The 24,471-nt window shown below is 74.0% G+C and carries 26 protein-coding genes; 20 read left to right on the plus strand and 6 right to left on the minus strand.

The annotated features are described in order from the left end of the window. Nucleotides 1–13 precede the first annotated feature (13 nt). A complete protein-coding gene (locus GA0070620_RS23625; protein WP_091594305.1) occupies nt 14–328 on the minus strand; it encodes a hypothetical protein in 315 nt (104 codons plus the stop codon). A gap of 355 nt (nt 329–683) precedes the next feature. Between GA0070620_RS23625 and folP the strand changes: the two genes are divergently transcribed. The 7 genes from folP to GA0070620_RS23660 all read left to right on the plus strand — a co-directional run bounded on the left by folP (nt 684) and on the right by GA0070620_RS23660 (nt 5,324). After that, on the plus strand, nt 684–1,580 hold the full coding sequence (gene folP / locus GA0070620_RS23630; RefSeq protein WP_091594317.1) for a dihydropteroate synthase: 897 nt from the start codon (nt 684–686) through the stop codon (nt 1,578–1,580). Next, nucleotides 1,577–1,939, plus strand: coding sequence for a dihydroneopterin aldolase (gene folB, locus GA0070620_RS23635; protein ID WP_091594319.1), 363 nt, complete (start codon nt 1,577–1,579; stop codon nt 1,937–1,939). Before folP ends, folB begins: the two co-directional genes overlap by 4 nt. Continuing rightward, nucleotides 1,936–2,460 carry a 2-amino-4-hydroxy-6-hydroxymethyldihydropteridine diphosphokinase gene (folK, locus tag GA0070620_RS23640; protein WP_091594321.1) on the plus strand — a complete coding sequence of 175 codons (525 nt, stop codon included), beginning with the start codon at nt 1,936–1,938 and terminating at the stop codon, nt 2,458–2,460. The genes folB and folK overlap by 4 nt, the downstream gene beginning before the upstream one ends. A gap of 19 nt (nt 2,461–2,479) precedes the next feature. Then, nucleotides 2,480–3,019 carry a DUF3180 domain-containing protein gene (locus GA0070620_RS23645; RefSeq protein ID WP_091594323.1) on the plus strand — a complete coding sequence of 180 codons (540 nt, stop codon included), beginning with the start codon at nt 2,480–2,482 and terminating at the stop codon, nt 3,017–3,019. A gap of 143 nt (nt 3,020–3,162) precedes the next feature. Next, the gene (locus GA0070620_RS23650) at nt 3,163–4,377 is read left to right on the plus strand and encodes an ABC transporter permease (protein WP_091594325.1); all 1,215 of its coding nucleotides are present in this window, start codon (nt 3,163–3,165) and stop codon (nt 4,375–4,377) included. A 53-nt stretch (nt 4,378–4,430) separates the two neighbouring features. Then, nucleotides 4,431–4,739 (plus strand): hypothetical protein, encoded by a 309-nt coding sequence (locus tag GA0070620_RS23655; RefSeq protein ID WP_091594327.1) that lies wholly within the window; start codon nt 4,431–4,433, stop codon nt 4,737–4,739. Between the two features lie 81 nt (nt 4,740–4,820). Continuing rightward, entirely contained in the window at nt 4,821–5,324 is a 504-nt protein-coding gene (locus tag GA0070620_RS23660; protein WP_091599268.1) for a hypothetical protein, read from the plus strand. A gap of 3 nt (nt 5,325–5,327) precedes the next feature. Here GA0070620_RS23660 and GA0070620_RS23665 read toward each other — a convergent pair whose 3' ends face one another. Next, on the minus strand, nt 5,328–6,341 hold the full coding sequence (locus GA0070620_RS23665) for an ABC transporter ATP-binding protein (RefSeq protein ID WP_091594329.1): 1,014 nt from the start codon (nt 6,339–6,341) through the stop codon (nt 5,328–5,330). Between the two features lie 2 nt (nt 6,342–6,343). On the opposite strand from GA0070620_RS23665, the gene GA0070620_RS23670 reads away from it, so the two are divergent. The 4 genes from GA0070620_RS23670 (at nt 6,344) to GA0070620_RS23685 (ending at nt 10,807) form a co-directional block, all read left to right on the plus strand. Then, on the plus strand, nt 6,344–7,030 hold the full coding sequence (locus tag GA0070620_RS23670; RefSeq protein ID WP_091594331.1) for an ABC transporter permease: 687 nt from the start codon (nt 6,344–6,346) through the stop codon (nt 7,028–7,030). Next, nucleotides 7,027–7,749: an ABC transporter permease gene (locus GA0070620_RS23675; protein WP_091594333.1), complete on the plus strand. Its 723-nt coding sequence runs from the start codon at nt 7,027–7,029 to the stop codon at nt 7,747–7,749. The genes GA0070620_RS23670 and GA0070620_RS23675 overlap by 4 nt, the downstream gene beginning before the upstream one ends. A gap of 178 nt (nt 7,750–7,927) precedes the next feature. Continuing rightward, entirely contained in the window at nt 7,928–8,932 is a 1,005-nt protein-coding gene (locus tag GA0070620_RS23680; RefSeq protein WP_091594335.1) for a glycine betaine ABC transporter substrate-binding protein, read from the plus strand. A gap of 126 nt (nt 8,933–9,058) precedes the next feature. Next, nucleotides 9,059–10,807, plus strand: coding sequence for a hypothetical protein (locus GA0070620_RS23685; protein ID WP_091594337.1), 1,749 nt, complete (start codon nt 9,059–9,061; stop codon nt 10,805–10,807). A 45-nt stretch (nt 10,808–10,852) separates the two neighbouring features. Here the strand turns inward: GA0070620_RS23685 and GA0070620_RS23690 are convergent, their stop codons facing one another. Further along, nucleotides 10,853–12,040, minus strand: coding sequence for an NADH-quinone oxidoreductase subunit D (locus tag GA0070620_RS23690; RefSeq protein ID WP_172836489.1), 1,188 nt, complete (start codon nt 12,038–12,040; stop codon nt 10,853–10,855). Then, nucleotides 12,037–13,014 (minus strand): SAM-dependent methyltransferase, encoded by a 978-nt coding sequence (locus tag GA0070620_RS23695; RefSeq protein ID WP_091599271.1) that lies wholly within the window; start codon nt 13,012–13,014, stop codon nt 12,037–12,039. Before GA0070620_RS23695 ends, GA0070620_RS23690 begins: the two co-directional genes overlap by 4 nt. 198 nt (nt 13,015–13,212) lie before the next feature. On the opposite strand from GA0070620_RS23695, the gene GA0070620_RS23700 reads away from it, so the two are divergent. From GA0070620_RS23700 to nadC, 6 genes are all read left to right on the plus strand, one after another. Continuing rightward, nucleotides 13,213–14,193, plus strand: coding sequence for a Rossmann-like and DUF2520 domain-containing protein (locus tag GA0070620_RS23700; protein WP_091594341.1), 981 nt, complete (start codon nt 13,213–13,215; stop codon nt 14,191–14,193). A 58-nt stretch (nt 14,194–14,251) separates the two neighbouring features. Continuing rightward, nucleotides 14,252–15,097: a pantoate--beta-alanine ligase gene (panC, locus tag GA0070620_RS23705; RefSeq protein WP_091594343.1), complete on the plus strand. Its 846-nt coding sequence runs from the start codon at nt 14,252–14,254 to the stop codon at nt 15,095–15,097. Between the two features lie 30 nt (nt 15,098–15,127). Beyond that, on the plus strand, nt 15,128–15,556 hold the full coding sequence (gene panD / locus GA0070620_RS23710; protein WP_091594345.1) for an aspartate 1-decarboxylase: 429 nt from the start codon (nt 15,128–15,130) through the stop codon (nt 15,554–15,556). Between the two features lie 227 nt (nt 15,557–15,783). Beyond that, on the plus strand, nt 15,784–16,677 hold the full coding sequence (locus GA0070620_RS23715) for a septum formation family protein (RefSeq protein WP_091594347.1): 894 nt from the start codon (nt 15,784–15,786) through the stop codon (nt 16,675–16,677). Between the two features lie 136 nt (nt 16,678–16,813). Continuing rightward, entirely contained in the window at nt 16,814–18,508 is a 1,695-nt protein-coding gene (locus tag GA0070620_RS23720; RefSeq protein ID WP_091594349.1) for an L-aspartate oxidase, read from the plus strand. 55 nt (nt 18,509–18,563) lie between these two features. After that, entirely contained in the window at nt 18,564–19,460 is an 897-nt protein-coding gene (nadC, locus tag GA0070620_RS23725; protein WP_091594353.1) for a carboxylating nicotinate-nucleotide diphosphorylase, read from the plus strand. Between the two features lie 24 nt (nt 19,461–19,484). Here the strand turns inward: nadC and GA0070620_RS23730 are convergent, their stop codons facing one another. After that, nucleotides 19,485–20,567 carry a hypothetical protein gene (locus GA0070620_RS23730; RefSeq protein ID WP_157741701.1) on the minus strand — a complete coding sequence of 361 codons (1,083 nt, stop codon included), beginning with the start codon at nt 20,565–20,567 and terminating at the stop codon, nt 19,485–19,487. A 117-nt stretch (nt 20,568–20,684) separates the two neighbouring features. Between GA0070620_RS23730 and GA0070620_RS23735 the strand changes: the two genes are divergently transcribed. Next, entirely contained in the window at nt 20,685–21,443 is a 759-nt protein-coding gene (locus tag GA0070620_RS23735; RefSeq protein ID WP_091594357.1) for a type III pantothenate kinase, read from the plus strand. Nucleotides 21,444–21,482: 39 nt separating this feature from the next. On the opposite strand, the gene GA0070620_RS23740 is transcribed toward GA0070620_RS23735, so the two are convergent. After that, the gene (locus GA0070620_RS23740) at nt 21,483–22,232 is read right to left on the minus strand and encodes a class I SAM-dependent methyltransferase (protein ID WP_091594359.1); all 750 of its coding nucleotides are present in this window, start codon (nt 22,230–22,232) and stop codon (nt 21,483–21,485) included. An 87-nt stretch (nt 22,233–22,319) separates the two neighbouring features. On the opposite strand from GA0070620_RS23740, the gene lysS reads away from it, so the two are divergent. Continuing rightward, the gene (gene lysS, locus GA0070620_RS23745; protein WP_091594361.1) at nt 22,320–23,828 is read left to right on the plus strand and encodes a lysine--tRNA ligase; all 1,509 of its coding nucleotides are present in this window, start codon (nt 22,320–22,322) and stop codon (nt 23,826–23,828) included. Nucleotides 23,829–23,941: 113 nt separating this feature from the next. Continuing rightward, nucleotides 23,942–24,286, plus strand: a complete 345-nt coding sequence (locus GA0070620_RS23750) for a histone-like nucleoid-structuring protein Lsr2 (RefSeq protein ID WP_197677479.1) — start codon at nt 23,942–23,944, stop codon at nt 24,284–24,286. The last annotated feature ends 185 nt before the right edge of the window (nt 24,287–24,471 follow it).

The raw sequence follows: 24,471 nt of genomic DNA on the forward strand, positions 1-24,471 counted from the left end.
GTCGAGCCCGCGCCTACTCGAAGATCAGGTCGATCAGGTAGTCGCCGATGAAGAACAGTGTCGCGGCGCCGGCGATGAAGGCGAGACCGACGATCGCGATGGCCGAGCTGGTCAGCACCTTGGAGATCTCGCCGCGGCTGGCCCGACCGATGAAGATGACGCCGAGTACGGCGAGGAGGATCGGCGCGATCTTGCTGGCGAAGAAGGTGACGACACCCTCGGTGTCGATGCCCCTCGGCGCCGGCTCGGCGAGTGGAGTCGACGCCAGGGTCGAGAGCGCGTGGGCGGCGCTGGACGACGCCGTCTCCAGTAGCTCGATGGCGATCACTGAAACCTCCCCAAATCGCGGCCGGCGACGCCGCGGCGGTGCAGTAGACAAGCCTGGCGGGAAATGTGCTCACTGGGCGCAGCGGAGCTGACCCTGCGTTCGTTACTCACCACGGAGAGTGGTGAGCTTTGGCCGGATTTTTCCCGCTTCGGCCCTCCCTCCAGGCTTCGCCATCTCGATGCTGGGCAATTCCAAAGCGTACGGGCCGCCCCTGAATGCGACAAGCCGCGAAGAGGCTGCCCGCTTCGGCCCGGGCGACCGATCGTACACCTGTTCCAATCCGCATGTCAGGTGCGCCTCCGGAGGCTCCCCCCGGGCCGGCGGGGGTCGCCGCGGCGACCGGTACCGTCTAGTCGTGACCGATCTGGTACGGGCCCCGGCCCCGGTGGTGATGGGCGTCCTCAACGTCACGCCGGACTCCTTCTCCGACGGCGGACGGTACGCCGACCTCGATGCGGCCGTCGGACACGGCGTCCGACTGCGCGCGGACGGCGCGCACCTGGTCGACGTGGGTGGCGAATCCACCCGCCCGGGGGCCGACCGGGTCGACGCCGAGACCGAGGCGGCCCGGGTCGTCCCGGTCATCCGCGAGCTGTCCGCTGCCGGTGTGCCGATCAGCATCGACACCAGCCGGGCGCTGGTCGCCGAGGCGGCGCTGGCCGCCGGGGCGGTGGTGGTGAACGACGTCTCCGGCGGGCTGGCCGACCCGGACATGGCCCGCGTGGTGCGCGACGCCGGCTGCCCCTGGGTGCTGATGCACTGGCGGGGGCACTCCCGCGGCATGCGCGAGTTGGCGACCTATACCGACGTGGTCGCCGACGTCCGCGCCGAGCTGGGCCGACGCGTCGACGAGGCGCTGCGCGCCGGTGTCGCCGCCGACCGGATCATCGTCGACCCGGGGCTCGGCTTCGCCAAGACCGCCGCACACAACTGGCAGCTCAGCGCCCGCCTGCCCGAGCTGCTCGACCTCGGTTACCCGCTGCTCTTCGGCGCCAGCCGCAAGTCGTACCTGGGCGCGCTGCTGGCCGGCCCGGACGGCACGCCGCGCCCGACCGCGCAGCGGGAGGCGGCCACCGTCGCCACCAGCCTGCTCGCGGTGGCGGCGGGCGCCTGGGGCGTACGCGTGCACGACGTCCGCGCCACGGCGGACGCGCTGGCCGTCTGGCGGGCGACCGGCAGTCCACGCCTGCTGACCGGCGTCGCCGCGGCCGGCGGACCCGGCCCGCGGCCCGGCCGGGAGGGGGAGCGATGACCGACCGGATCGTGCTGACCGGCCTGCGCGCGCACGGCCGGCACGGGGTGTACGACTTCGAACGCGTCCAGGGGCAGGACTTCGTCGTCGACGCGGTGCTCGAACTCGACCTCGGCCCGGCCGCCCGCTCCGACGACGTGGCGGACACCGTCCACTACGGGGAGCTGGCCGAGCGCCTGGTGGCGGTGGTCACCGGGGAACCGGTCAACCTGATCGAGACGCTCGCCGACCGGCTGCTCACGGTCTGCCTCGCCGACCCACGGGTGGTCACCGCGACGGTGACCGTGCACAAGCCGGAGGCGCCGGTGCCGCACACCTTCACCGACGTCGCCGTCACCATGAGCCGGACGCGCCGATGACCCGGGCCGTCCTCTCCCTCGGCAGCAACCTCGGCGACCGGCTCGCCCACCTGCGCTCCGCGGTGACCGCCCTCGGCGACGCGGTGCGGGTGGTCTCCGGCGTGTACGAGACTCCACCGTGGGGGGACGCGGACCAGCCCGAGTACCTCAACGCCGTGCTGCTCGCGGAGGATCCCACCGCGAGCGCGCGCGACTGGCTGGAGCGGGCGTGGGCCGCGGAGCGCGCGGCCGGCCGGGTCCGGGACCCGGAGCGACGGTTCGGGCCGCGCACCCTGGACGTCGACGTCGTCGCGGTGTGGGACGGCGACGAGCCGGTGCTCAGCGACGATCCCGAACTGACCCTCCCGCACCCCCGCGCCCACCTGCGGGCGTTCGTGCTGCGGCCGTGGATCGACATCCAGCCGTACGGTCGGCTGCCCGGCCACGGTTGGCTCACCGACCTGCTGACCGACGGCCCGGTCGCGGCCGACGCACTGGAACTGCGCCCCCGCCCGGAACTGGCGATAGAGTCGACGGCATGACCCAGCGGAGCCAATCGGCATGACGCAGGCGAAGTCCCCACCGCCGGGCGGGACGGGGCCGGACGACTCGCGGATGGGCCCGACCCGGATCTCCACCCTGGTGGTCGCCGCCCTGGCGGCCGCCGCGGTGGCCTGGCTGCTGATCAGCACCTTCTACTACAGCGGCATCCCCCGGCTGCCCTGGCTGCCGGTGGTCACCCTGGCCGGGCTCGCGGTGCTGGAGGGCTACGCGGCGATCAACACCCGCGGTCGGATCGAGCGCCGGCCGGGCCGTGACCCGGTCAACCCGTTGCTGGTCGCCCGGTTCGTGGTGCTCGCCAAGGCGTCGTCGCTGGTCGGTGCGATCTTCGCCGGCTTCTACGCCGGGCTCACCGCCTGGCTCTTCGTCGAGTCCACCCGGGCCGCGACCGAGGACCGGGCCCCCGCCGGCGGCGGTCTGCTCGCCTCGCTGGCCCTCGTGGCGGCCGCGCTCTGGCTCGAGCGGTCCTGCCGGGTGCCGGAGCGCCCCGAGGACGAGCGCGAGCCCGACGATCGGGAGAGCCGCCCGGGTCAGCGCTGATCGATGCCCCTCCGGTAGGCGGCGCAGGCAGGGGGTTACGTGCGGCTCGCGGCGCGGGTACGGTGCCTGCGATCGGGGAGCGACGGCCGCGCCGGTCCATCCGCGCGGCGGAGCTGGACGACCGGCCGAGGGGAGGCGGCGTCATGGCGTACGAGCAACCGGGCCGCGACGGGACGGTCGAACCCTCGTCCGGGGTGCCCGCCGCCGTGCTCGAGAACGTCTTCGACGACCCCGCGCACGGCGAGCCGGGCCGGGACCGGATCGGTGTGCACATCGGCTGGGAGATCGTGCTGCTGCTCGGGGCGGCCGCCGTGGCCTGGCTCCTGTGGCGGGAGGACCCGGACGCGCTGCGCGGCGCGGCCCTGCGGTCGCTGCTGGTCGACGTCGTCGCCCTCGGTCTGCTGGTCCTCGCCGCCGGGCTGAGCCTGCGCACCGCCGCACCCAACCTGGCGATCGGCCCGGTGGCGGTCGCCGCCGGCCTGCACTTCGCCGAGCAGAGCGACGGCGGGGTGCTCGCCGCGGTGCTGCCCGCCGCCATCGTGGCCGCGGTCGGTGGGCTGCTGCTGGGGCTGGTCGTGGTGGTCCTGCACGTGCCCGGGTGGGCGGCCAGCCTCGGCGCCGCGGCGGCCGTGATCGTGTACATCGAACGCCGCTCCGCCCCCGTGCTGGTGCAGGGCGAGTTCGATCCGCGCCGGCACGCCGTCTACCTCGCCGCCGGCTTCGCCGCGGTCGCCGTCCTCGGCGGGCTGTTCGGTGCCATCCGGGCCATCCGCCGGCTGGCCGGCCGGTTCCGGCCGGTCGGCGACCCGGCCCTACGCCGGGGCGCAGTGGCCGGCGTGGTCACGGCGGGCGCGCTGGTCTGCTCGACGGTGCTGGCCATGCTGGGCGGTGTACTCATCGCCGCGAACGGCACCGGCCCGGTGGCACCCACCACCGGACTGGACTGGACGGTGCTCGCCGTGGGCGTGGCGCTGCTCGCCGGGACCAGCGCGTACGGCCGCCGCGGCGGGGTCCTGGGCACCCTGCTCGCAGTCGCCCTGGTGTCGGCCTTCCTCGCGTACGCGCCGGCCCGCGACTGGACGATCAGCCACTGGGCGGTCGGCGGGGTCGCGCTCGCCGTCGGGCTGCTCGTCACCCGACTCGTCGAGCGGTACGGGCGACCGGGCGCGGTGACCACCACCGAACCCGTGGAGCCGGTCGGCGACGGCGCGATCAGCACCGGCTGGGCCATGCCGAGACCACGACCGATGGACGACTGGCCGGCCCTGTCGACGCCGTCCACCCAGAGCCCGGTCGACCCCTGGCAGACTCCCCACTGGCAGGCCGAGCCGCGCCGGTGGGACGACGACGAGCGCTGACCCGGGCCGCGTCCACCGGGCCGGCGGTGATCTCGACGGCTAGGCTCGGCGACATGACCGAGACACCTGCCACCCCCACCGGCGGCCACTCGTTCGAGGAGTTGGACGCGCTGTCCACCGAGGAGCTGCGGGAGCGGGCGTTCGCACTCGCCCGGGAACGCCGCGACGTCGGCTTCTTCTGGTCGGTGCTGCAGCGCCTGCCGAACGCGGACGAGGCCGCCGCGCTGGACGGCGCGTTGAATTCGGTCGGCCCGACCGTCGACGAGGCCGCCGCGCTCTGGCGGGAGCTGACCGGGCACGGCTACGAGGAGTCCGCGCCGCTGCTGCGGGCCGCCTTCATCGACTACCTGATGAAGCACTGAGTGGCCGGCGCGCGATCGTCCGGTGGCCGTACCGGGACGGGGCGCGGCCGGCCGGGTGCCGCCCGGTCGGGTCTGGGCCGGATCACGGCGCTGACCAGCCGGACCGGCCGGGTCAGCCGCTACGGCACGGCGGCCGGCACCGGCACGCTCGCCGTTCTCGTCCTGGTCGCCGTGTCCGGCAGCCCGGCGTACGTCCGCTGGGTCGAGAACCACACCGACCCGAACGCGGCCGGCGGCTGGTACCTGCGGCTGCTCGCCTGGCCGGCCTGGCGGCTCGACGGCGGTGACCGGCCGGGCGGGGTGCTCGCGGCCGACCTGCGGGCGATCCTGCTGGTCGTCCTCGCGGCGGCGCTGCTCTACGTGCTGCCCGCCGCCCAGGTGGCGCGCGTGCCCGGCCCGGTCAGCCAGTTCTTCTCCGGCTGGGCCGCGTACGTGCTGGCCGCCGGCGTCGCGGCGGTGCTCGCGGTGCTGCTCGGGCCCGACCCGTCCCTGCTCAACGCGTTGCAGAGTGCGAGCGCCGGCGCCGGGTACGGCTTCCTCACGGGCTGGGTCATCGGCACCGCCAGCCTCGGCGGTCGGGCCTGACGGTCAGTCCGCGCGGCCGAGGTCCAGCAGGCGCTGCCGGCCGAGCACCCCGACCGGTCGTCCGCCGTCGGTGACGACCACCCGGTCGGCCGCCGAGGTCAACATCACCGCCAGCGCGTCGTACGCCGAGCCGCCCAGCGCCACCGTCGGCGCGTCCGGGGCGCCGTCGGCCGGCACCGGCTCCAGCGTCTCCGCCCGGACCGGGGTCACCACCAGCCGGCGGATGCCCCGGTCGGCGCCGACGAACTCCCGGACGAACGGGGTGGCCGGCGAGCCGAGCAGGGCCGCCGGCGGGGCGTACTGCTCCAGGTGACCGCCCTCGGAGAGCACCGCGATCCGGTCGCCGAGCCGGACCGCCTCGTCGAGGTCGTGGGTGACCAGCACGATCGTCTTGCGTACCTCGGCCTGCAACCGCAGGAACTCCTCCTGCAACCGGGTCCGGACGATCGGGTCGACGGCCGAGAACGGCTCGTCCATCAGCAGCACCACCGGATCGGCGGCGAGCGCCCGGGCGACACCGACCCGCTGCCGCTGGCCGCCGGAGAGCTCGTGCGGGTAGCGCTGCCCGAACTGCCCGGGGTCGAGACCGACGAGCTCCAGCAGCTCGTCGACCCGCTTCCGGGTGCGGTCCCGGGACCAGCCGAGCAGCCGGGGGACCGTCGCGACGTTGGCCCGCACCGTCTGATGGGGGAACAGCCCGACGTTCTGGATCACGTAGCCGATCCGGCGACGCAGCCGCACCGGGTCGGCCCGGGTGACATCCTCGTCGCCGAGCAGGATCCGACCCGCCGTCGGCTCGATCAAGCGGTTGATCATCCGGAGCACGGTCGACTTGCCGCAGCCGGACGGCCCGATCAGCACCACCAGCTCGCCGGCGCCGACGTCGAGGCTGAGCCCGCGTACGGCCTCGGTGCCGTCCGGGTAGCGCTTGCCGATCCCCTCCAGGGTGATCGACGCCGCGTGCGGTGCGGCGCCCGCGCGGCCGGTGGCGCCGGAGCTCTCCGGGGTAACGTCCACGTATGTCCTTCCGCCTGAGCTACCTGGCCGACCCGGGTAACCCGTGGTTCTCCTGGCAGTACGTGCGGGACAACTCTGACACGATCCTCGCGGCGCTGCGCGAGCACGCCTCGCTGACCGCCCGGGCCGTGCTGATCGCGGCGGTGATCGCGGTGCCGCTGGCCGTGCTGGCGACCTGGTACCGGGCCCTCGCCGGCCCGATCGTCGCGGTCACCGGGGTCCTCTACACGATCCCGTCGCTGGCCCTCTTCGCGTTCCTCGCGCCCTACCTGGGCATCGGCGCCGTCACGGTGCTGAGCGTGGTGGTGCTCTACGCGCTGCTCGTGATCGTCCGTAACACCCTCGCCGGCCTCAACCAGGTGCCACCCGAGGTCCGCGAAGCCGCCGAGGGCATGGGATACGGCCGGTGGGGGCGACTCCTCCGGATCGAGCTGCCGCTCGCCGTACCCGGCATCCTCACCGGGCTGCGGCTCGCCACCGTCTCCACCGTGGCGCTCGTCACCGTCGGGGTGGTCGTCGGCCGGGGCGGGCTCGGGCAACTGATCTTCGCCGGGTTCCAGAACAACTTCTACAAGGCCGAGATCATGACCGGGACCCTGCTCTGCGTCCTGCTCGCCCTGCTGCTGGACCTGATCCTGGCCGGGGTCGGCCGGCTGCTCACCCCCTGGCTGGCCCGGAGAGCGTCATGAACGCCATCGAGCAGGCCGTCCGCTGGCTCAACGACCCGCTGAACTGGACGAACCCGGGCGGTGTGCTGGACCGGCTCGGTGAGCATCTGGTGCTGTCCGCCGCCGCGGTGGCGCTCGGCTGTCTCGTGGCCTGGCCGATCGGGCTCTGGCTCGGGCACAGCGGCCGGGGCGGTGGCCTGGTGGTGCTGGTGTCGAACGTCACGCTCGCCGTGCCGACGCTCGCCCTGCTGACCATCCTCCCGCTGACGTTCCTCGGGTTCGGCCGGCCCTCGGTGATCGTCGCGCTGGCGGTCTTCGCGGTGCCGCCGTTGCTGGCCAACGCGTACACCGGGGTGCGGCAGGCCGACCCGGAGGCCCGGGACGCCGCGCGCGGGATGGGGCTCTCCGGGTGGCAGGTGCTCCGCCGGGTGGAGCTGCCGCTGGCGGTGCCCTACCTGGCGGCCGGTTTCCGGACGGCCGCCGTGCAGGTGGTGGCCACCGCGGCGCTCGCCTCGTTCGTCAACGGCGGCGGCCTCGGCCAGATCATCCGGGCGGGCTTCGGGTTGGACATCGCCGCCGGTGGCGGGCAGATCCTGGCCGGTGGTCTCCTGGTGGCCGGGCTCGCCGTGCTGGTGGAGATCGTCCTGGCGGTGGTCGAGCGGATCGTCACGCCCCGTCCGCTGCGGGCCGCCCGCCGGGGTGCGAACCGTCGGGCCGCCGACGCCGTGACCGGCGGCTGACCGCTTTCACCCGTCGCGTCCCAACCCATGACGATCCGGTGACAAAGTTCGCCCCAGGTTGTCGTACGCCGCGGGCAGGATGTTGGCTGGGACATCGCGGGCGAGCCGAAGTGGGATCGCCCGTCGGACACGCGGCCGGCCCGGGACGGGCCGCGCCGGGACACGGAAGGCGGGCATCATGCGCGCACGTACACGGCTGGCCGTCGGCGCGGCGGCCGCCCTCGCCACCGCCGGGCTGCTGACCGGCTGCGGCGACGCCGGTTCCTCCGGCACCGAGGCCCCCCAGCAGGGCGCCAGCGGTGCGGGTTGCGCACCGGTCGCCGGTGACCAGCTGGTGGTCCTCGACGACGACAAGAAGCTCCAGAACACCGACAACGTCATCCCCGCGGTCAACGCCGGCGTGGCGAAGCCCGAGCTGATCGCGGCCCTCGACAAGGTCTCGGCCGCGCTGGACACGCCCAAGCTGATCCAGCTCAACAAGGCCGTCGACGTCGACCGCAAGACCCCGAAGGTGGCCGCCGAGGAGTTCGCGTCGGCCAACAACCTGACCTCCGGCATCGCCAAGGGCCCGGGCGGGCAGATCGTGGTCGGCGCCGGGAACTTCAGCGAGAGCCAGACCATCGCCGAGCTCTACCGGATCGCGCTCACCACGGCCGGCTACCAGGTCCGCGTGCAGCAGATCGGCAGCCGTGAGCTCTACGAGCCGGCCCTGGAGAAGGGCGAGATCCAGGTCGTCCCGGAGTACGCGGCGACCATGGCCGAGTTCCTCAACACCAAGGCCAACGGGCAGAACGCGCAGCCGGTCTCCTCCCCGGATCTCGACAAGACCGTCACCGCGCTGCGTGCCAGCGGCGACAAGGTGGGCATCACGTTCGGCAAGCCGTCCGCCGCGCAGGACCAGAACGCCTTCGCGGTCACCAAGGCGTTCGCCGACAAGTACTCGGTGCGTACCCTCTCCGACCTGGCCAGCAAGTGCTCCGGCCAGGCCACGGTGCTGGCCGGCCCGCCGGAGTGCCCGCAGCGGCCGAAGTGCCAGGCCGGCCTCGTCGAGGTCTACGACTTCAAGGCCGGCTCGTTCAGCTCGCTGGACGCCGGTGGCCCGCAGACCAAGAACGCGTTGAAGACCGGCAGCGCCAGCGTCGGCCTGGTCTTCTCCTCGGACGGTGCTCTCGCCAGCAGCTGATTCGTCACGGGCGGTGACGCCCGACTCCTCGACGCCGGCCGGTCGCCGGTGGCCACGCGCCGCCGACGGCCGGCCGCGTCGTGGGCCCGTTCCCACGGGCCGCAACTCTCGGTAGGCTGCACAGCCATGCCCGCCTCGGTCGACTCCGACGCCAAGCGCAGTCCGGCGCTACTGACCGTGCTCTTCTGGATCGGGGTCGGGCTGGCCCCGCTGGCGGCGTTGATCCTGCTGATAGCGGACGGCAACGGCCCGCTGCGCTTCGCTGCGGTGCTCGCCATCGTGGCCGTGGTCCTGATCGGCCTGTCGATCGCGCTGCGCCCGGGCGGCGACGGCGGTCAGGCGCGCGAGGAGTTGCTGGACGAGATGGACCAGCTCCGCCAGGAGCTGCGGGGCGAGATCGTGGCCGCCGCCCAACGCGGGAACCAGGCGCTCGACCAGGCCCAGCGCGCCCAGGAAGCGATCGTCGCGGTACGCCGACGGCTCGACGCGACCGGTGCCGCCCTCGCCGGCGCAGAGGACCCGGCCGGTGCCGGCCGGGCGCGGGTGCCCGTCGCGGCCCCGGCGGAGGACGTGCCGCAGGTCCGGGGCCGCGCGGCCGGTCCGGAGGACGTGGCGCCCCGGCGCGGACGGGCCGACTGGGAGGACGACGAGGACACGGGCCGGCGGGCGCAGCCCGACCGGTACGGCGCCGAGCGTGCACCGGCCGGCCAGTACGGCACGGCGCGCCCGCCCGCCGGCGAGTACGGGGCGGAGCGCTCCCCGGCCGGCGGGTACGGCGGTGATCGACCCGCGCCGGCCCAGTCCGGCACCTACGGGGGCGCTGCCCAGGCCGGTGGATACGGCGCTGCGGTCCAGCCAGGTGTCTACGGCGCCGCGGCCCGTCCGGCTGAGCACGAGGCCCGGCCGGAGCCGGGGCATCGCGGCGGCGTGGTTCGGCACACCGAGACCGTGCACGTGACGACCCGCCACACGATCGTGGACGGGGGACCGGCCGAGCCGGTCGGCGGCCGCTACGGCGTCGGGTACTCCGGCTCGTGGTCGCCCACGTCGGACGACCGGCAGTGGGGGGCCGGGCGTCAGGACGAGTCCGCCTGGTCGGGCGCGGGTGCCGGGGCGGAGGAGCGCTCCTGGTCCGGGTACGCCGGGTCGGACGAACGTGTCCGGCCGGGGGACGAACGCCAGTGGGCGGGACAGCCGCGCCGGCGCGACGAGGCCGGCTGGGAGGGACAGCGCGACGACCGGCAGCGCGACGACCGGGCCTGGGACGGCGCGCGTGACGATCGGGCCTGGGACGGGCGTCGGGACGAGCGGTCGTGGTCCGGGTCCGACGACCAGCCGAGCTGGACCGACCCGGCCGGGTCGGGCGAAGACGGCTGGGCCGCCCCCGCCGAGCGGGGCGGCCAGGACCGGCCGCATCGGCCCGACGACACCGGGGCGTACTGGGCGCAGCTGCGCTCCGGGGACCGGTGGGCGGCGGTCCGGGACGACGAGAACGGCCGGGAGTTGCGGGTCGGCGAGCGCCGGGCCGAGGTGCACGCCGACGCCACGGGCACCGAGTACCGGATGGCCGACCGGTGGGCTTCGGTCCGCCGCGAGGAGCCGCGCCGGGAGCGGGACGAGCCACGCCGGGACTACGACCAGGGTGGTGGCGAGGGCTGGCGCGGCGGTTGGTCCGAGCCGGAGGAGCGCGCGGCGCTCCCGGCGGGCGGCGTGCCGGTGCCGGACGAGTGGCGCCCCCCGCGCCAGCGGGGCTACCAGTCGACGGCCGACGCCGAGCCGGAGAGCGTGGGCCGCCGGGCCCGGCACGAGGAGGAGCGCTACGGCTACCCGCCGCAGGACGACGCACCCCGCGCCGGAGGCGCCCGCTGGCGCTGAACCGCCAGACGGGAGGTCAAGCCCGAGAGGTGTGACGGGCGGCCGCTACTTGTCGATGTCGCCGACCACGAAGAACATCGAGCCGAGGATGGCGATCAGGTCCGGCACCAGGCAGCCCGGCAGGAGGGTGGCCAGGGCCTGCACGTTCGCGTACGACGCGGTGCGCAGCTTCAACCGCCACGGCGTCTTCTCGCCGCGCGAGACGAGGTAGTAGCCGTTGATGCCGAGCGGGTTCTCGGTCCAGGCGTACGTGTGCCCCTCCGGTGCCTTGACCACCTTCGGCAGCCGGGTGTTCACCGGTCCGGTCAGCCGGTCGACCCGTTCCAGGCAGCGCTCGGCGAGGTCGAGTGAGACGTACACCTGGTCGAGCAGCACCTCGAACCGGGCGTGACAGTCGCCGGCGGTGCGGGTGACCACCGGCACGTCCAGTTCGTCGTACGCCAGGTAGGGCTCGTCGCGACGCAGGTCCAGGTCGAGTCCGGAGGCCCGGGCGACGGGCCCGGACGCGCCGAACGCGGCGGCGTCGGCGGCCGGCAGCACGCCCACGCCGACGGTCCGGGCCAGGAAGATGTCGTTGCGCCGGATCAGGTCGTCGAGGTCGGGCATCCGCCGGCGTACCTCGCCGATCGCCGCCCGGGCCCGGCCCGTCCACCCGGACGGGACCTCCTCCTTCAGCCCGCCGACCCGGTTGAACATGTAGTGGATCCGGCCGCCCGAGACCTCCTCCATGACGGCCTGGAGCGTCTCCCGCTCCCGGAAGGCGTAGAACATCGGGGTGATCGCGCCGATCTCCAGCGGGTACGAGCCGAGGAACATCAGGTGGTTGAGCACCCGGTTCAGCTCGGCGAGCGCCATCCGCAGCCAGGTCGCCCGCTCCGGCACCTCCAGGCCCATCAGCCGCTCCACGGCGAGCACCACGCCCAGCTCGTTGGAGAACGCCGACAGCCAGTCGTGCCGGTTGGCCAGCACGATGATCTGCCGGTAGTCGCGGACCTCGAACAGTTTCTCCGCGCCCCGGTGCATGTAGCCGACGATCGGCTCGGCGGAGACCACCCGCTCGCCGTCGAGGACGAGCTTCAGCCGGAGCACGCCGTGCGTGGACGGGTGCTGCGGACCGATGTTGAGCACCATGTCCGTGCCGAGCTGCTGCCCACCGGTGCCCGCCACCAGGCCCGCCCCGGTGCCGACGGTCAGCTCGCGGAGGTCCCCGGCGTCGGTGGTCATGCCCGTCATCGTGCCACGAGCCGGTCGGGCTCGACGCCGACCGGTTGCCGCAGCCACCAGTGCCCGCCGAGCCCGGCCGGGTCGGTCAGCTCGGCCACCGCCGACGCCCCGGCCAGCGCCCGCACGTACCCCGCCGGGTCGCTGGCGGCCAGGCTGAGCGGCGGTCGGCCGCCGTCGGCCCCGAGCGCCCGCAGTGCCTCCCGCTGCGACCTGAGGGCGTACGCGCACCGCGCGACCCGCTCACCGGCGGAGGCGACCGAGTCGACGGCGACGTGGGCGGTCACGTCGCGGGACCCGTCCGGCACGGGCGGAACCTGACGACCGTTGCGGTACCCGGTCAACGTCCCGTCGACCGGTCGGCCGTCCCGCAGGTGCCCGTAGTCGACGGCCAGCGCCAGCCCTCGCTCGATCCGGCCGACCGCCCCGGCCCAGGCGAGGTCCCGGCTGCGACCGATCTCGGCGCGTACGCCGTCCGCCCGGTCGGGCGGCGACCACCAGGTCGCCAGCCAGTCGGCGTCCGCGCCGTCGACCGGTCCACCGACGGTCTCGGCGCCGGTCGCCGGGTCGACCAGCACGTAGTGCCAGCCGTCCGGACCGGGTACGGCGACGTCGAGCGGCACGTTGTCCAGCCACTCGGTGGCCAGGAGCAGACCGGTGATCCGGTCCGGGATCTCGTCCGCCCAGGCGATCCCGGGGGGCAGGCCGTCCGGTCGGGGTGCCCGCTCCACGGCGGTGAACCGCAGCCGTCGGGCGAGCGGCTCGCCGGCGGCCTGGGCCAACGTGCGCAGCAGCTCCGCCCGACCGGCGCCGACGTCCACCACGTCCAACCGATCCGGCTGGCCGAGGGCCGCGTCGACCTGCCCGATCAGGCGCAGCAGCGCGTCGGCGAAGGTGGGGGAGGCGTGCACGCTGGTGCGGAAGTGGTCGGCCGGCCCGGCCGCGGAGACGAAGAAGCCGCCCGGCCCGTAGAGCGCGCGGTCCATCGCGTCCCGCCAGCGCACCGGCGTCGGTTCGTCCGTCCGCGGAACCCTCACCGTGCCGACCCTACGGTCAGCCGGGTCCGGGTCACGGTCGTGCCCCGCGCCGGGCGGTGAAGGTTTTCACATCCGTGTTTCGATCGGGTTGCCCGGGCGCATACTTGCCATCGACCGGTACCCCTTCTCGAGGACTGGATCGTTGCCATGAGCGCACCGCTGCGCCCGCGTCCGGCCGCCCCTCGACGGGCCGCCGCCACCACGGGCCGTGCCCTGCCGGATGCCCCGGCTGCCGTCTTCCCCCGCACCCTGACCGTCGGCGTCATCGGCGCCGGCCGGGTCGGCGCCGTGTTGGGTGCCGCGCTCGCCGCCGCCGGTCACCGGGTGGTGGCCGTCACCGGCGGGTCCGGGGCGAGCCGTGCGCGTACCGCCCTGCTGCTGCCCGCCGTCCCGCGGCGTTCCGTGACCGTGGTGGCCCGGGCCGCGACGGACCTGCTGCTGATCGCCGTGCCGGACGACGCGCTCGCCGGCGTGGTGACCGCCCTGGCCGACAGCGGTGTCCTGCGCCCGGGCCAGGTGGTCGCGCACACCTCCGGCGCGCACGGACTCGACGTGCTGGCCCCGGCCACCGCGGTCGGCGCCCGCCCGCTCGCCCTGCACCCGGCGATGACCTTCACCGGTACGCCGGACGACCTCGGCCGGCTCGCCGGCATCTCGTTCGGGGTGACCGCCCCGGCCGGGCTGCGTCCGTTGGCCGCCCGCCTGGTCGCCGACCTCGGCGGCGTGCCGGAGTGGATCGGCGAGGCGGACCGTCCGCTCTACCACGCGGCGCTGGCGCACGGCGCGAACCACCTGGTGACCCTCGTCAACGAGGCGGCCGACCGGCTGCGCGACGCCGGGGTGGCCCAGCCGGAGAAGGTGCTCGCGCCGCTGCTGCGGGCCGCGCTGGAGAACGCCCTGCGGCTCGGGGACGACGCCCTGACCGGCCCGGTCTCCCGGGGCGACGCCGGCACCGTCGAGCGGCACCTGGCCCATCTGGCCGCGATCGCGCCCGAGTCGGTCGCCCCCTACCTGGCGCTCGCCCGGCGCACCGCCGACCGGGCGATCTCCGCCGGCCGGCTGCGCCCGGCCGACGCCGCGTCGCTGCTCGGCGTGCTCGCCGACAGCCAGCGGGAGGTGGCGGCGTGACCGGTCGGGGAATGCCCACCGGTCGGGTCACGCTGACGGATCGGGAGGTGGGGGCCGCATGGAGTTGGTGACGACCCGCGAGGAGCTGGCCAAGGCGCGCGCGGCGCTGACCGGCACGGTCGGCGTGGTGATGACCATGGGTGCCCTGCACGAGGGGCACGAGACGCTGCTGCGGGCCGCTCGGGAGCAGGCCGACCACGTCCTGGTGACGATCTTCGTGAACCCGCTGCAGTTCGGGCCGAACGAGGACTTCGACCGCTACCCGCGTACCCTCGCCGATGATCTTGAGGTGTGCCGGCGGGCCGGTGCCGACGTGGTCTTCGCGCCGGGCCGGGAGGAGATGTACCCGGGTGGTGAGCCGCTGGTCCGGGTCAACCCGGGTCCGCACGGCGAGGAGCTGGAGGGGCACAGTCGGCCGGGCTTCTTCCACGGGGTGCTCACCGTGGTGCTGAAGCTGTTCCAGCTCACCCGTGCCGACCTGGCGTTCTTCGGCGAGAAGGACTACCAGCAGTTGACGCTGGTCCGGCGGATGGCCCGTGACCTGGACGTGCCGGTCCGGGTGGTCGGCGTGCCGACGGTCCGCGAGCCGGACGGTCTGGCGCTCTCCAGCCGCAACCGCTACCTGTCGGAGCCGGAGCGGGCCACGGCGCTGAGCCTGTCGGCGGCGCTGCGCGCCGGTGTGGAGGCCGCCGAGCAGGGGCAGGACGCCGCTGCGGTGCTGGCCGCCGCGCACCGGGCCTTCGGTGCCGGTACGCCGGGCGCCGAGCTGGACTACCTGGTGCTCACCGACCCGGACCTGGAGCCGGGACCGGTCAGCGGACCCGCCCGGTTGCTGGTCGCGGCCTGGGTCGGCGCCACCCGCCTGATCGACAACACGGCGATCGTGCTCGCCCCCCGACCCTGACCTCCGCACGACCCCGAAAGGCACAGTCCGATGCTGCGAACCATGCTCAAGTCGAAGATCCACCGCGCCACCGTGACCCAGGCCGACCTGCACTACGTCGGCTCGGTGACGGTGGACCAGGACCTGCTCGACGCCGCCGACCTGCTCCCCGGCGAGATGGTGGCGATCGTGGACATCACCAACGGGGCGCGGCTGGAGACGTACGTGATCCCGGGCGAGCGGGGCAGCGGCGTGATCGGTATCAACGGTGCCGCCGCCCACCTCGTGCACCCCGGTGACCTGGTCATCCTGATCTCGTACGGGCAGATGGACGACGCCGAGGCGCGGGCGTACCGGCCGCGGGTGGTGCACGTGGACGCGGACAACCGGATCGTCGACCTGAACACCGACCCCGCGAACGCGGCCCCCGGCACTGCCGGCTCCCCCGTCCCCAACCCGCTGGCGGCCGCCACCCACTAACCCACCCCACCATCCTCCACCCGTCTTCTAGCCTGCGATCTTGCAGTTGCGGCCCCTGGTGAGGGGTTCTTGTCCCGGTTTGTCCGGGCAGGAAGTGCACGATCGCGGGAAGGGCTGGCGGGGCGCGGGAAGGGCTGGGCGGGGCGTGCGGTCTGTCAGGGGATGGTCATTCTTCGTTACCCTTGTCACACCCGTCGACAGGCGGGCGGTGGCTGGGGGAGGCCGCGATGCGCCGTTCGTCGATCGTGTTGCTGGTGGTCGCCACGGTGGGGACCCTCCTCGCCGGCTGCGGGGCGGGCGACGGTGACGGTGACCTGACCGACGACTGGCCGGCCCTGCCGGCGGCCGGGCCGTTCACGCCGGCCGCCGGGGTGTGCCACGCGGGCGACTTCGCCGACGTGGTGACGCTGGCCGCGTACCAGCCGGTCGACTGTGCCCAGCCGCACCGGGTGGAGACGGTCCACGTGGGGGCCTTCCCATTGGAGTCGGCCGCGCCGCCCGCCGGCGGCTCCGGCCCGATGCGCGGGGCGTTCGCCGAGTGCGACGCGCGGGCCAGCGGGTACCTGGGCGACAACTGGCGGGCGGGGCGGCTGCGGCTCTCCATCGCCCTGCCGTCCGGCGCCGGGTGGTCGGCCGGCTCCCGCTGGTACCGGTGCGACGTGTCGGAGGTGAACACGGTCGAGGCGGCCGCCACCGTGGTGACCCGCACCGGCAGCCTGCGGGACGCGCTGAAGGGCCCGTCCCCGCTGCGGCTGGGCTGCCAGCAGACCCGCTCCGGCCGGGGCGGCGGCGTGCAGACGCTGCTGCCGGTGGAGTGCGCGACCCGGCACGACGCCGAGTTCGTCGGGGTGTGGGCGGCGCCGGACGGCCCCTACCCGACCCGGGACGCGGACTGGGTGCCGCTCTACACGGGCTGCCGGACGGTACTGGGCCGCTACGTCGGCGTACCCGACGACGCGGACCTGCGCTACCGCAGCGGCGTCGTCGTACGCCCGCCCGGCGCCGGTCGGTGGCAGGCCGGTGACCGGGGAGTGCGCTGCTACCTGTGGCTCAGCGACCGGGCGGTGACCGTCTCGCTCAAGGGCGCCGGTCCGGCGGGCCTGCCCGTACGCACGCGTTGACACCGGCACCCGTCGTCCGTGCCCGGCCGACGCGGCGGGCCCCCGGCCACCCGAACGGGTGCGGGACGAGGTAGCCGAAACCACTCGTCGCGCCCCCGGCATCTCGCCTGAGCGTCGTTCGCGGTTGACTGTGCTCATGGACCTACCGACCGTCGACCTGCCGGCCCTGCCCAGTCTGCTGGCCGCGCCCGCGCCCGGTTGGGTGGAGACCACCGACGTGATCGTGGTCGGCTCCGGCGTGGCCGGGCTCACCGCGGCGCTGCACCTGCGCGAGGCGGGCCTGCACGTCACCGTCGTCACCAAGGTCAACATCGATGACGGCTCGACCCGGTGGGCGCAGGGCGGCATCGCCGCGGTGCTCGACCCGGTGGACACGCCGGCGGCGCACGCGTCGGACACCGAGATCGCGGGCGTGGGGCTCTGCGACCCGGAGGCGGTCCGCGTGCTGGTGGAGGAGGGGCCGACCCGGCTGCGCGAGCTGATGCGGCTCGGCGCCGAGTTCGACCGCAACCCGGACGGCTCGCTGATGCTCACCCGCGAGGGCGGCCACCGGGCGGACCGGATCGTGCACGCCGGCGGGGACGCGACCGGGGCCGAGGTGCAGCGTGCGCTGCACGAGGCCGTCCACCGCGACCCGTGGATCCGGCTGATCGAGCACGCCCTGGTGCTGGACCTGCTGCGCGCCCCCGGTGACGGTCCGGGCGGGCTCGGCCCGGCCTGCGGGCTCACGCTGCACGTGCTCGGCGAGGGCAGCGAGGACGGCGTCGGCGCGCTGCTGGCGCGGGCGGTCGTGCTGGCCACCGGCGGCATGGGTCAGGTCTTCGCCGCCACCACCAACCCCGCCGTCTCCACCGGCGACGGGGTGGCGCTGGCGATGCGGGCCGGCGCGGCGGTGACCGACGTGGAGTTCGTCCAGTTCCACCCGACCGCGCTGATCGTGCCGGAACGCGCCCGGGTGCCCGGCGTGGCTCACGCGCAGCAGCCGCTGGTGTCCGAGGCGCTGCGCGGGGAGGGCGCCCACCTGGTGGACGCCGACGGCAAGCGGTTCATGGTCGGCCAGCACGAGCTCGCCGAGCTGGCGCCCCGGGACGTGGTGGCCAAGGGCATCCACCGGGTGCTGCTCGCGACCGGCGCGGACCACGTCTACCTCGACGCCCGGCACCTCGGCGGGAGCTTCCTGGCCGGGCGCTTCCCGACCATCGTGGCGTCCTGCCTGGCCATCGGGGTCGACCCGGCCACGGACCTGATCCCGGTGGCGCCGGCCGCTCACTACGCGTCCGGCGGTGTCCGCACCGACCTGTACGGCCGTACGTCGATCCCCGGCCTGTACGCCTGCGGCGAGGTCGCCTGCACGGGCGTGCACGGCGCCAACCGTCTGGCCAGCAACTCCCTGCTGGAGGGGCTGGTCTTCTCCCGCCGGATCGCCGAGGACATCGCCGCCGGCCTGCCCGAGCAGGCCCGCCCGGCGGAGACCGGCGCCTGGGTCGGTGGCAGTGGTTGGGTCGTGCCCGCGGACGGCGTACCGGCGCTGCAACGGGCGATGACCCGGGGTGCCGGGGTGCTGCGGTCGGCGGCGACGCTCGCCGCGACGGCCGGCGTGCTGACTGAGCTGGGCACCGGTCGGGGCCGCCCCCGGATGGCGGACTGGGAGGCGACGAACCTGCTCACCGTGGCGTCGACGCTGGTCGCCGCCGCGTACGCCCGCCAGGAGACCCGCGGGTGCCACTGGCGGGAGGACCACCCGACGGCCGACGACCGGTGGCTGGGCCACCTCGTGGAGGCGGTCGGCGCACACGACCGGTTGACGCAGCAGTGGGAGGGAAAGCCGTGAGCGCGAGGAGTGAGCCGGGTTTGCGAGCCCCGCAGTCGCGAGGAGAGGAAGCTCGGTGAGGGAGTCGACGGAGCAGGCGTTGCGGGCGGGTGGCCTCGACCCGGCCGACGTACGCGCGGTGGTCGCCAACGCGCTGACCGAGGACCTGGGCCCGGACTTCCTCGACGTCACCAGCGTCGCCACCATCCCGGCCGAGCAGACGGACACCGCCGACCTGGTGGCCCGCGCCGACGGTGTGGTGGCCGGGCTGGCCGTGGCCGCCGCGGTCTTCGAGCTGGTGGGCGAGATGACCGGCACGGAACGTACGGTCGAGGTGTCGTTGGTGGCCGCCGACGGCGAGCGGGTGGCCCGCGGTGACGTGCTGGCGACGGTGACCGGGCCGACCCGGCTGCTGCTCACCGCCGAGCGGACGGCGCTGAACCTGCTGTGCCGCATGTCCGGGGTGGCGACGCACACCCGGGCGTGGGCCGACGCGCTCTCCGGCACGAAGGCGATGGTGCTGGACACCCGGAAGACGACGCCCGGCCTGCGGGCGCTGGAGAAGTACGCGGTGCGCACCGGCGGCGGCACCAACAAGCGGCTCGGCCTCTACGACGTCGCGATGATCAAGGACAACCACAAGCTCGCCGCGGGCGGCATCACCGCGGCGTACCGGCGGGTGCGGCAGGCGTTCCCGGCGGTGCCGGTGCAGGTCGAGGTGACCACCGTCGCCGAGGCGGTGGAGGCGGTGGAGGCCGGTGCGGACTTCCTGCTCTGCGACAACATGGCGCCGGAGGAGCTGGTCGAGGTGGTGGCCGCGGTGGGGGACCGGGCCGAGCTGGAGGCGACCGGTGGGCTGACCCTGGCGGTGGCCGCCCGGTACGCGGCGACCGGCGTCGACTACCTGTCGGTGGGCGCGCTGACCCACTCGTCGCCCATCCTCGACATCGCGCTGGACCTGCGTACCGAGTAGGGGAGCCGGGCGGCCCCGGCGCGGTCAGACCGTGGTGAGCGAGCTGCTCGCCAGGTTGAAGATCACCCTGCTCTCGGTGTCCTGCCGGCTGTCCAGGCCGTACTTGGCCCGGAAGAGTTCGAGCACCCGGTTGTAGATCTCGGGAGGCAGTTCGTCCGCCTCGCCGATCGTGAAGACCTCGCCGGCGGCCTCCGGCCGGTCCAGCACCACGCTCAGCCCGGCCAGCCCGTGCCGGGCGACGTTGCGGACCAGGTCGGTGCCGGCGATGTACCAGTCACCGTCGGAGCGCACGTAGAGCGCCTCGCAGGTCTCCAGGTCGCGGCCGCCCTGCCGGAGGCAGAGGCGCAGGCTGAGGCAGGCGGCGAGGTCCTGCACCGGGGCGGTCTCCCACAGCTCGGCGAACCGGTCGTCGACGAACTCACCGAGCGGCGTGGAGACGAACGCCTCGATCTGCTGGGTGTCGAAGGTGCTGCCCTGCACCGGGAAGAAGGAGATGAACGCCTTGCTGTCCCAGCGGTACATCTGCACCGAGGGCGCGGCGGTGTAGATGCGGACCTCGAGCCGGGAGCGGGCCGACTCGGGCAACTCCTCGTGCAGCCGGGCCAGGTGCCAGAGGTTGTTGAGGATCGCCACCGACGCGTCGCGCCGGCGCAGCTCCTCCCCGCGCAGCCGTACCGCGGGCGAGTCGGGGTCGAGCAGCAGCATCCGGACCGACGCGCCGTTGGCCAGCGCGGAGCGCAGCGCGGCGACGAACCGGCGGGCGTACGGCCCCTCCAGCATGCTCGTCCACGTCTCCAGGATCGCCACCAGTTCCCGGGACCGGGCCACCCGCTCGATGAGCGCGTCCCGGTCGAGTCGGGGGTGTTCGATGATGCTCGCGGTCTGCAGCTCGCGGAAGAGCGGGTTGAGCACCACGTACGTCAACAGCGTCATGATCAGCGCGGCGCCGATGTTGAGGTAGAACTCGCCGGTGAAGCTCTGGGTGTCGTGGCGGGCAGCCTGCCAGATCATCCAACTGGCCCCGCCGGCCAGGGCGGCGAGCACGAGCACGTGGCGCCGGCGACGGCGCAGGGTGTTGCGCCCGCGCGCCCACCACATCCCCGACATGTCCGCTCCCCGTCCGGCCGCGCCGGGATCGACCCATGTTCATGCCGCGATGCGACCAGGATACGGGCCACCGGCCGGTCCGTGCCCGCCCGTACGGTCGTTGTCTAGGCTTCGATCGTGCTGCTCTGCATCGACATCGGAAACACCAACACCGTGCTGGCGACCTTCGACGGCGACAAGCTGGTGCACTCCTGGCGGATCAAGACCGACGCCCGGTCGACCGCCGACGAGCTGGGGCTCATGTTCCGGGGCCTGCTCGCCGGGGACGCCGTCGAGATCACCGGTGTGGCCGCCTGTTCGACGGTGCCGGCGGCGCTGCGCTCCCTCCGTACGATGCTCGCCCGCTACTACGGCGAGCTGCCCAGCGTGATCGTCGAACCCGGGGTGCGCACCGGCGTGCAGCTCGCGATCGACAACCCGAAGGAGGTGGGCGCCGACCGGGTGGTGAACACCCTCGCGGCGTACACCCTCTACGGCGGGCCGTCGATCGTCGTGGACTTCGGCACCACGACCAACTTCGACGTGATCAGCGGCCGGGGTGAGTTCCTCGGCGGCGCGTTCGCGCCGGGCATCGAGATCTCCTTCGACGCGCTCGCCGCCCGCGCGGCCCAGCTGCGCAAGGTCGAGGCGACCCGGCCGCGTTCGGTGATCGGCAAGAACACCGTCGAGTGCCTCCAGGCCGGTCTCTACTTCGGCTTCGCCGGCCAGGTGGACCGCATCGTGGAGCGGATGAGCGAGGAGTTGGGCGAGGTGAAGGCGGTGATCGCCACGGGTGGGCTCGCCTCCCTGGTGATCGACGAGTGCCGCACGATCACCCATCACGAGCCGATGATCACGCTGATCGGGCTCCGGATGGTCTACGAGCGCAACGTCTGAGACACCGGGCGTCGCCGGGCTCCGCGCGCCGCGCGGGCCTCAGCGCCGCCGGGCCCGCAGCACGACCGTCCGGTACGGCAGCTCCACCGTCGCCCGCCCGGCCAGGTCGGGATGCGTGGCGAGCAGCTCGCGCAGCTCCCGGTCGACCGTCTCCCGCTCCCGCGTCGAGGCGGTGAGGTAGTACGAGCGGGTGCCGATCATCCCCAGGACCTCGTCCGGCGTGAGCGTGGTCGTGTGCCGGAACTCGCCCACCTGGACCGCGTCGAAGGCGGGGCCGAAGTCCGCGTACCGCTCCACCACGTCGCCCGAGTTGTCACCCATGTGCGCGATGCGGCCCAACTCCGCCACCCACTCGACCGTCTCGTCCCGGGTGTTCCAGATCGGCGCGAAGGTGCCGCCGGGGCGCAGCACGCGGGCGATCTCGGCGTGCGCCGGCTCCCGGTCGAACCAGTGGTACGCCTGACCGACCAGCACCGCGTCCGCCGACCCGTCCGGCAGGGGCACGGCCTCGGCGCTGCCGGCCAGCGGCGTGGTGCCGGGGGTGGCCGCCGCGAGCTGCGCCCGCATGCCGTCGTCCGGCTCCACCGGCACCACCTCCTGGCCGAGGGCCAGGACGGCCCGGCTGAGGATTCCGGTGCCCGCGCCGATGTCGACGACCCGGGCCGGGGCGTCGCCGGTGACCACGCCGTCCAGGGCCCAGCGCACGGCGTCCTCGGGATAACGCGGTCGGAACCGGTCGTAGTCGGCTGCGGCGACACCGAAGGAGAGAGCCTGAGTGTGATCCACCATGACGGGCAGGTTATCCGGTAACGACCCGGTGGGGGCTTGAGTACGCTCGGGCCTGACCCCCGTATCTCCATGACGAGGAAGCGTGCCGTGACCGAGCAGAACGCCCTGCCAGTGGACCCCGCCGACGACCTTCCCGAGCAGATGAAGGTCCGCCGGGAGAAGCGGGACCGGATGCTCGCCGAGGGCGTGGAGCCCTACCCGGTCGGCTTCCCGCGTACGGACACGCTCGCCGAGATCCGCGCGCGCTACGCGGACCTGCCCACCGACACCGCCACCGGCGACCGGGTCTCGGTCACCGGGCGGGTGATCTTCGTACGCAACACCGGGAAGCTCTGCTTCGCCACCCTCCGGGACGGCGACGGCACCGAGCTGCAGGCGATGCTGTCGCTGGACCGGGTCGGCGCGGAGCGGCTGGAGGACTGGAAGCGGCTGGTCGACCTCGGCGACCACGTCGGCGTCACCGGCGAGGTGATCACCAGCCGGCGCGGTGAGCTGTCGGTGCTGGCCGACGAGTGGGCGGTCACCGCCAAGTCGCTGCGCCCGCTGCCGGTCGCCCACAAGCCGCTCTCCGAGGAGGCCCGGGTCCGCCAGCGCTACGTCGACCTGGTCGTCCGGCCGCAGGCCCGACAGATGGTCCGCACCCGGGCGGCGGCCGTGCGCAGCCTGCGCGACTCCCTGCACGCGCGGGACTTCATCGAGGTGGAGACCCCGATGCTGCAGTTGCTGCACGGCGGCGCGGCGGCCCGCCCATTCGTGACGCACAGCAATGCGTTGAACACCGATCTGTATCTGCGAATCGCGCCGGAACTGTTTCTGAAGCGGGCCGTGGTCGGTGGCGTCGATCGGGTCTTCGAGATCAACCGCAACTTCCGGAATGAGGGCGTCGACTCTTCGCACTCACCGGAGTTCGCGATGCTGGAGGCATACCAGGCGTACGGCGACTACGACACGATGGCCGAGCTGACCCGCAATCTCGTGCAACAGGCGGCGGTCGCGGTGAGCGGCTCGACGGTGGTCACACACGCCGACGGGCAGGAGTTCGACCTGGGCGGCGAGTGGCGCTCGGTCACCCTGTTCGGCGTGCTTTCCGAAGCGCTCGGTGAGGAGGTCACGGTCCGCACCGAGCGCGCCCGCCTCGTCGAGTACGCCGACAAGGTCGGTCTCGCCGTCGACCCGAAGTGGGGTCCGGGCAAGCTGGCCGAGGAACTGTTCGAGGAACTGGTGGTGCCGGGCCTTCAGGCGCCCACCTTCGTCCGCGACTACCCGGAGGAGACGAGCCCGCTGACCCGGGCGCACCGCAGCGAGCCGGGGCTGGCCGAGAAGTGGGACCTCTACGTTCTCGGTTTCGAGCTCGGCACCGCGTACTCGGAGCTGGTCGACCCGGTCGTGCAGCGGGAACGGCTGGTGGCCCAGGCGCAGCTGGCCGCCCGTGGTGACGACGAGGCGATGCGCCTCGACGAGGACTTTCTCCGGGCCATGGAGTACGGAATGCCGCCGGCCGGCGGTATGGGAATGGGAATCGACCGGCTCCTGATGGCGCTGACCGGGCTGGGAATTCGGGAAACGATCCTGTTCCCGTTGGTCCGGCCCGAGTAGTCGACCGCGGCCGCCGGGCCGCCTAAACCGCATCCTATTGACGCGGCGAGCGTCGCGCGGGTTATTGTGCTTGCGAGTTAGCAGGAGCACCCTGCTCGAAAGGAATGTGGGACGTGGCCAAGCAGATCATTCACAAGCTGGTCGATGACCTGGACGGCGGGGACGCGGACGAGACCGTCAAGTTCGCCCTCGACGGCGTTCAGTACGAGATCGACCTGTCGAGTGCGAACGCCGAGAAATTGCGTGACGTATTCGCGCCGTACGTGGGCGCCGGCACCAAGGTGGGCCGCGGCGGTGTGGTGGTCGGCGGTCGGGCGGCACGCGGCCGGGGTGGCGCCACCGCCGACCGGGAGCAGAACAAGGCGATCCGCGAGTGGGCCAAGAAGGCCGGGAAGGACATCTCCGACCGGGGCCGGATCCCGCAGGAGATCGTCGACGAGTTCCACGCCCGGCGCTGACCGAGGCGACATCGCACAGGCGACCCGACGCCGGGCCGGAGATCCCCTCCGGGCCGGCGTCGCCGCATTCCGGGGCTCGTCGTCGCCTTCGTCCGGTCTGTGCCGTCCCGTCCCCTTCGCCGGCGCCCGGCGCCGAGAGCCGGGGAAGAAACCCCGGCCGGGCGGCGTTGTCCACAACCGGTGGA

Source organism: Micromonospora krabiensis, assembly GCF_900091425.1.
GTDB lineage: Bacteria > Actinomycetota > Actinomycetes > Mycobacteriales > Micromonosporaceae > Micromonospora > Micromonospora krabiensis.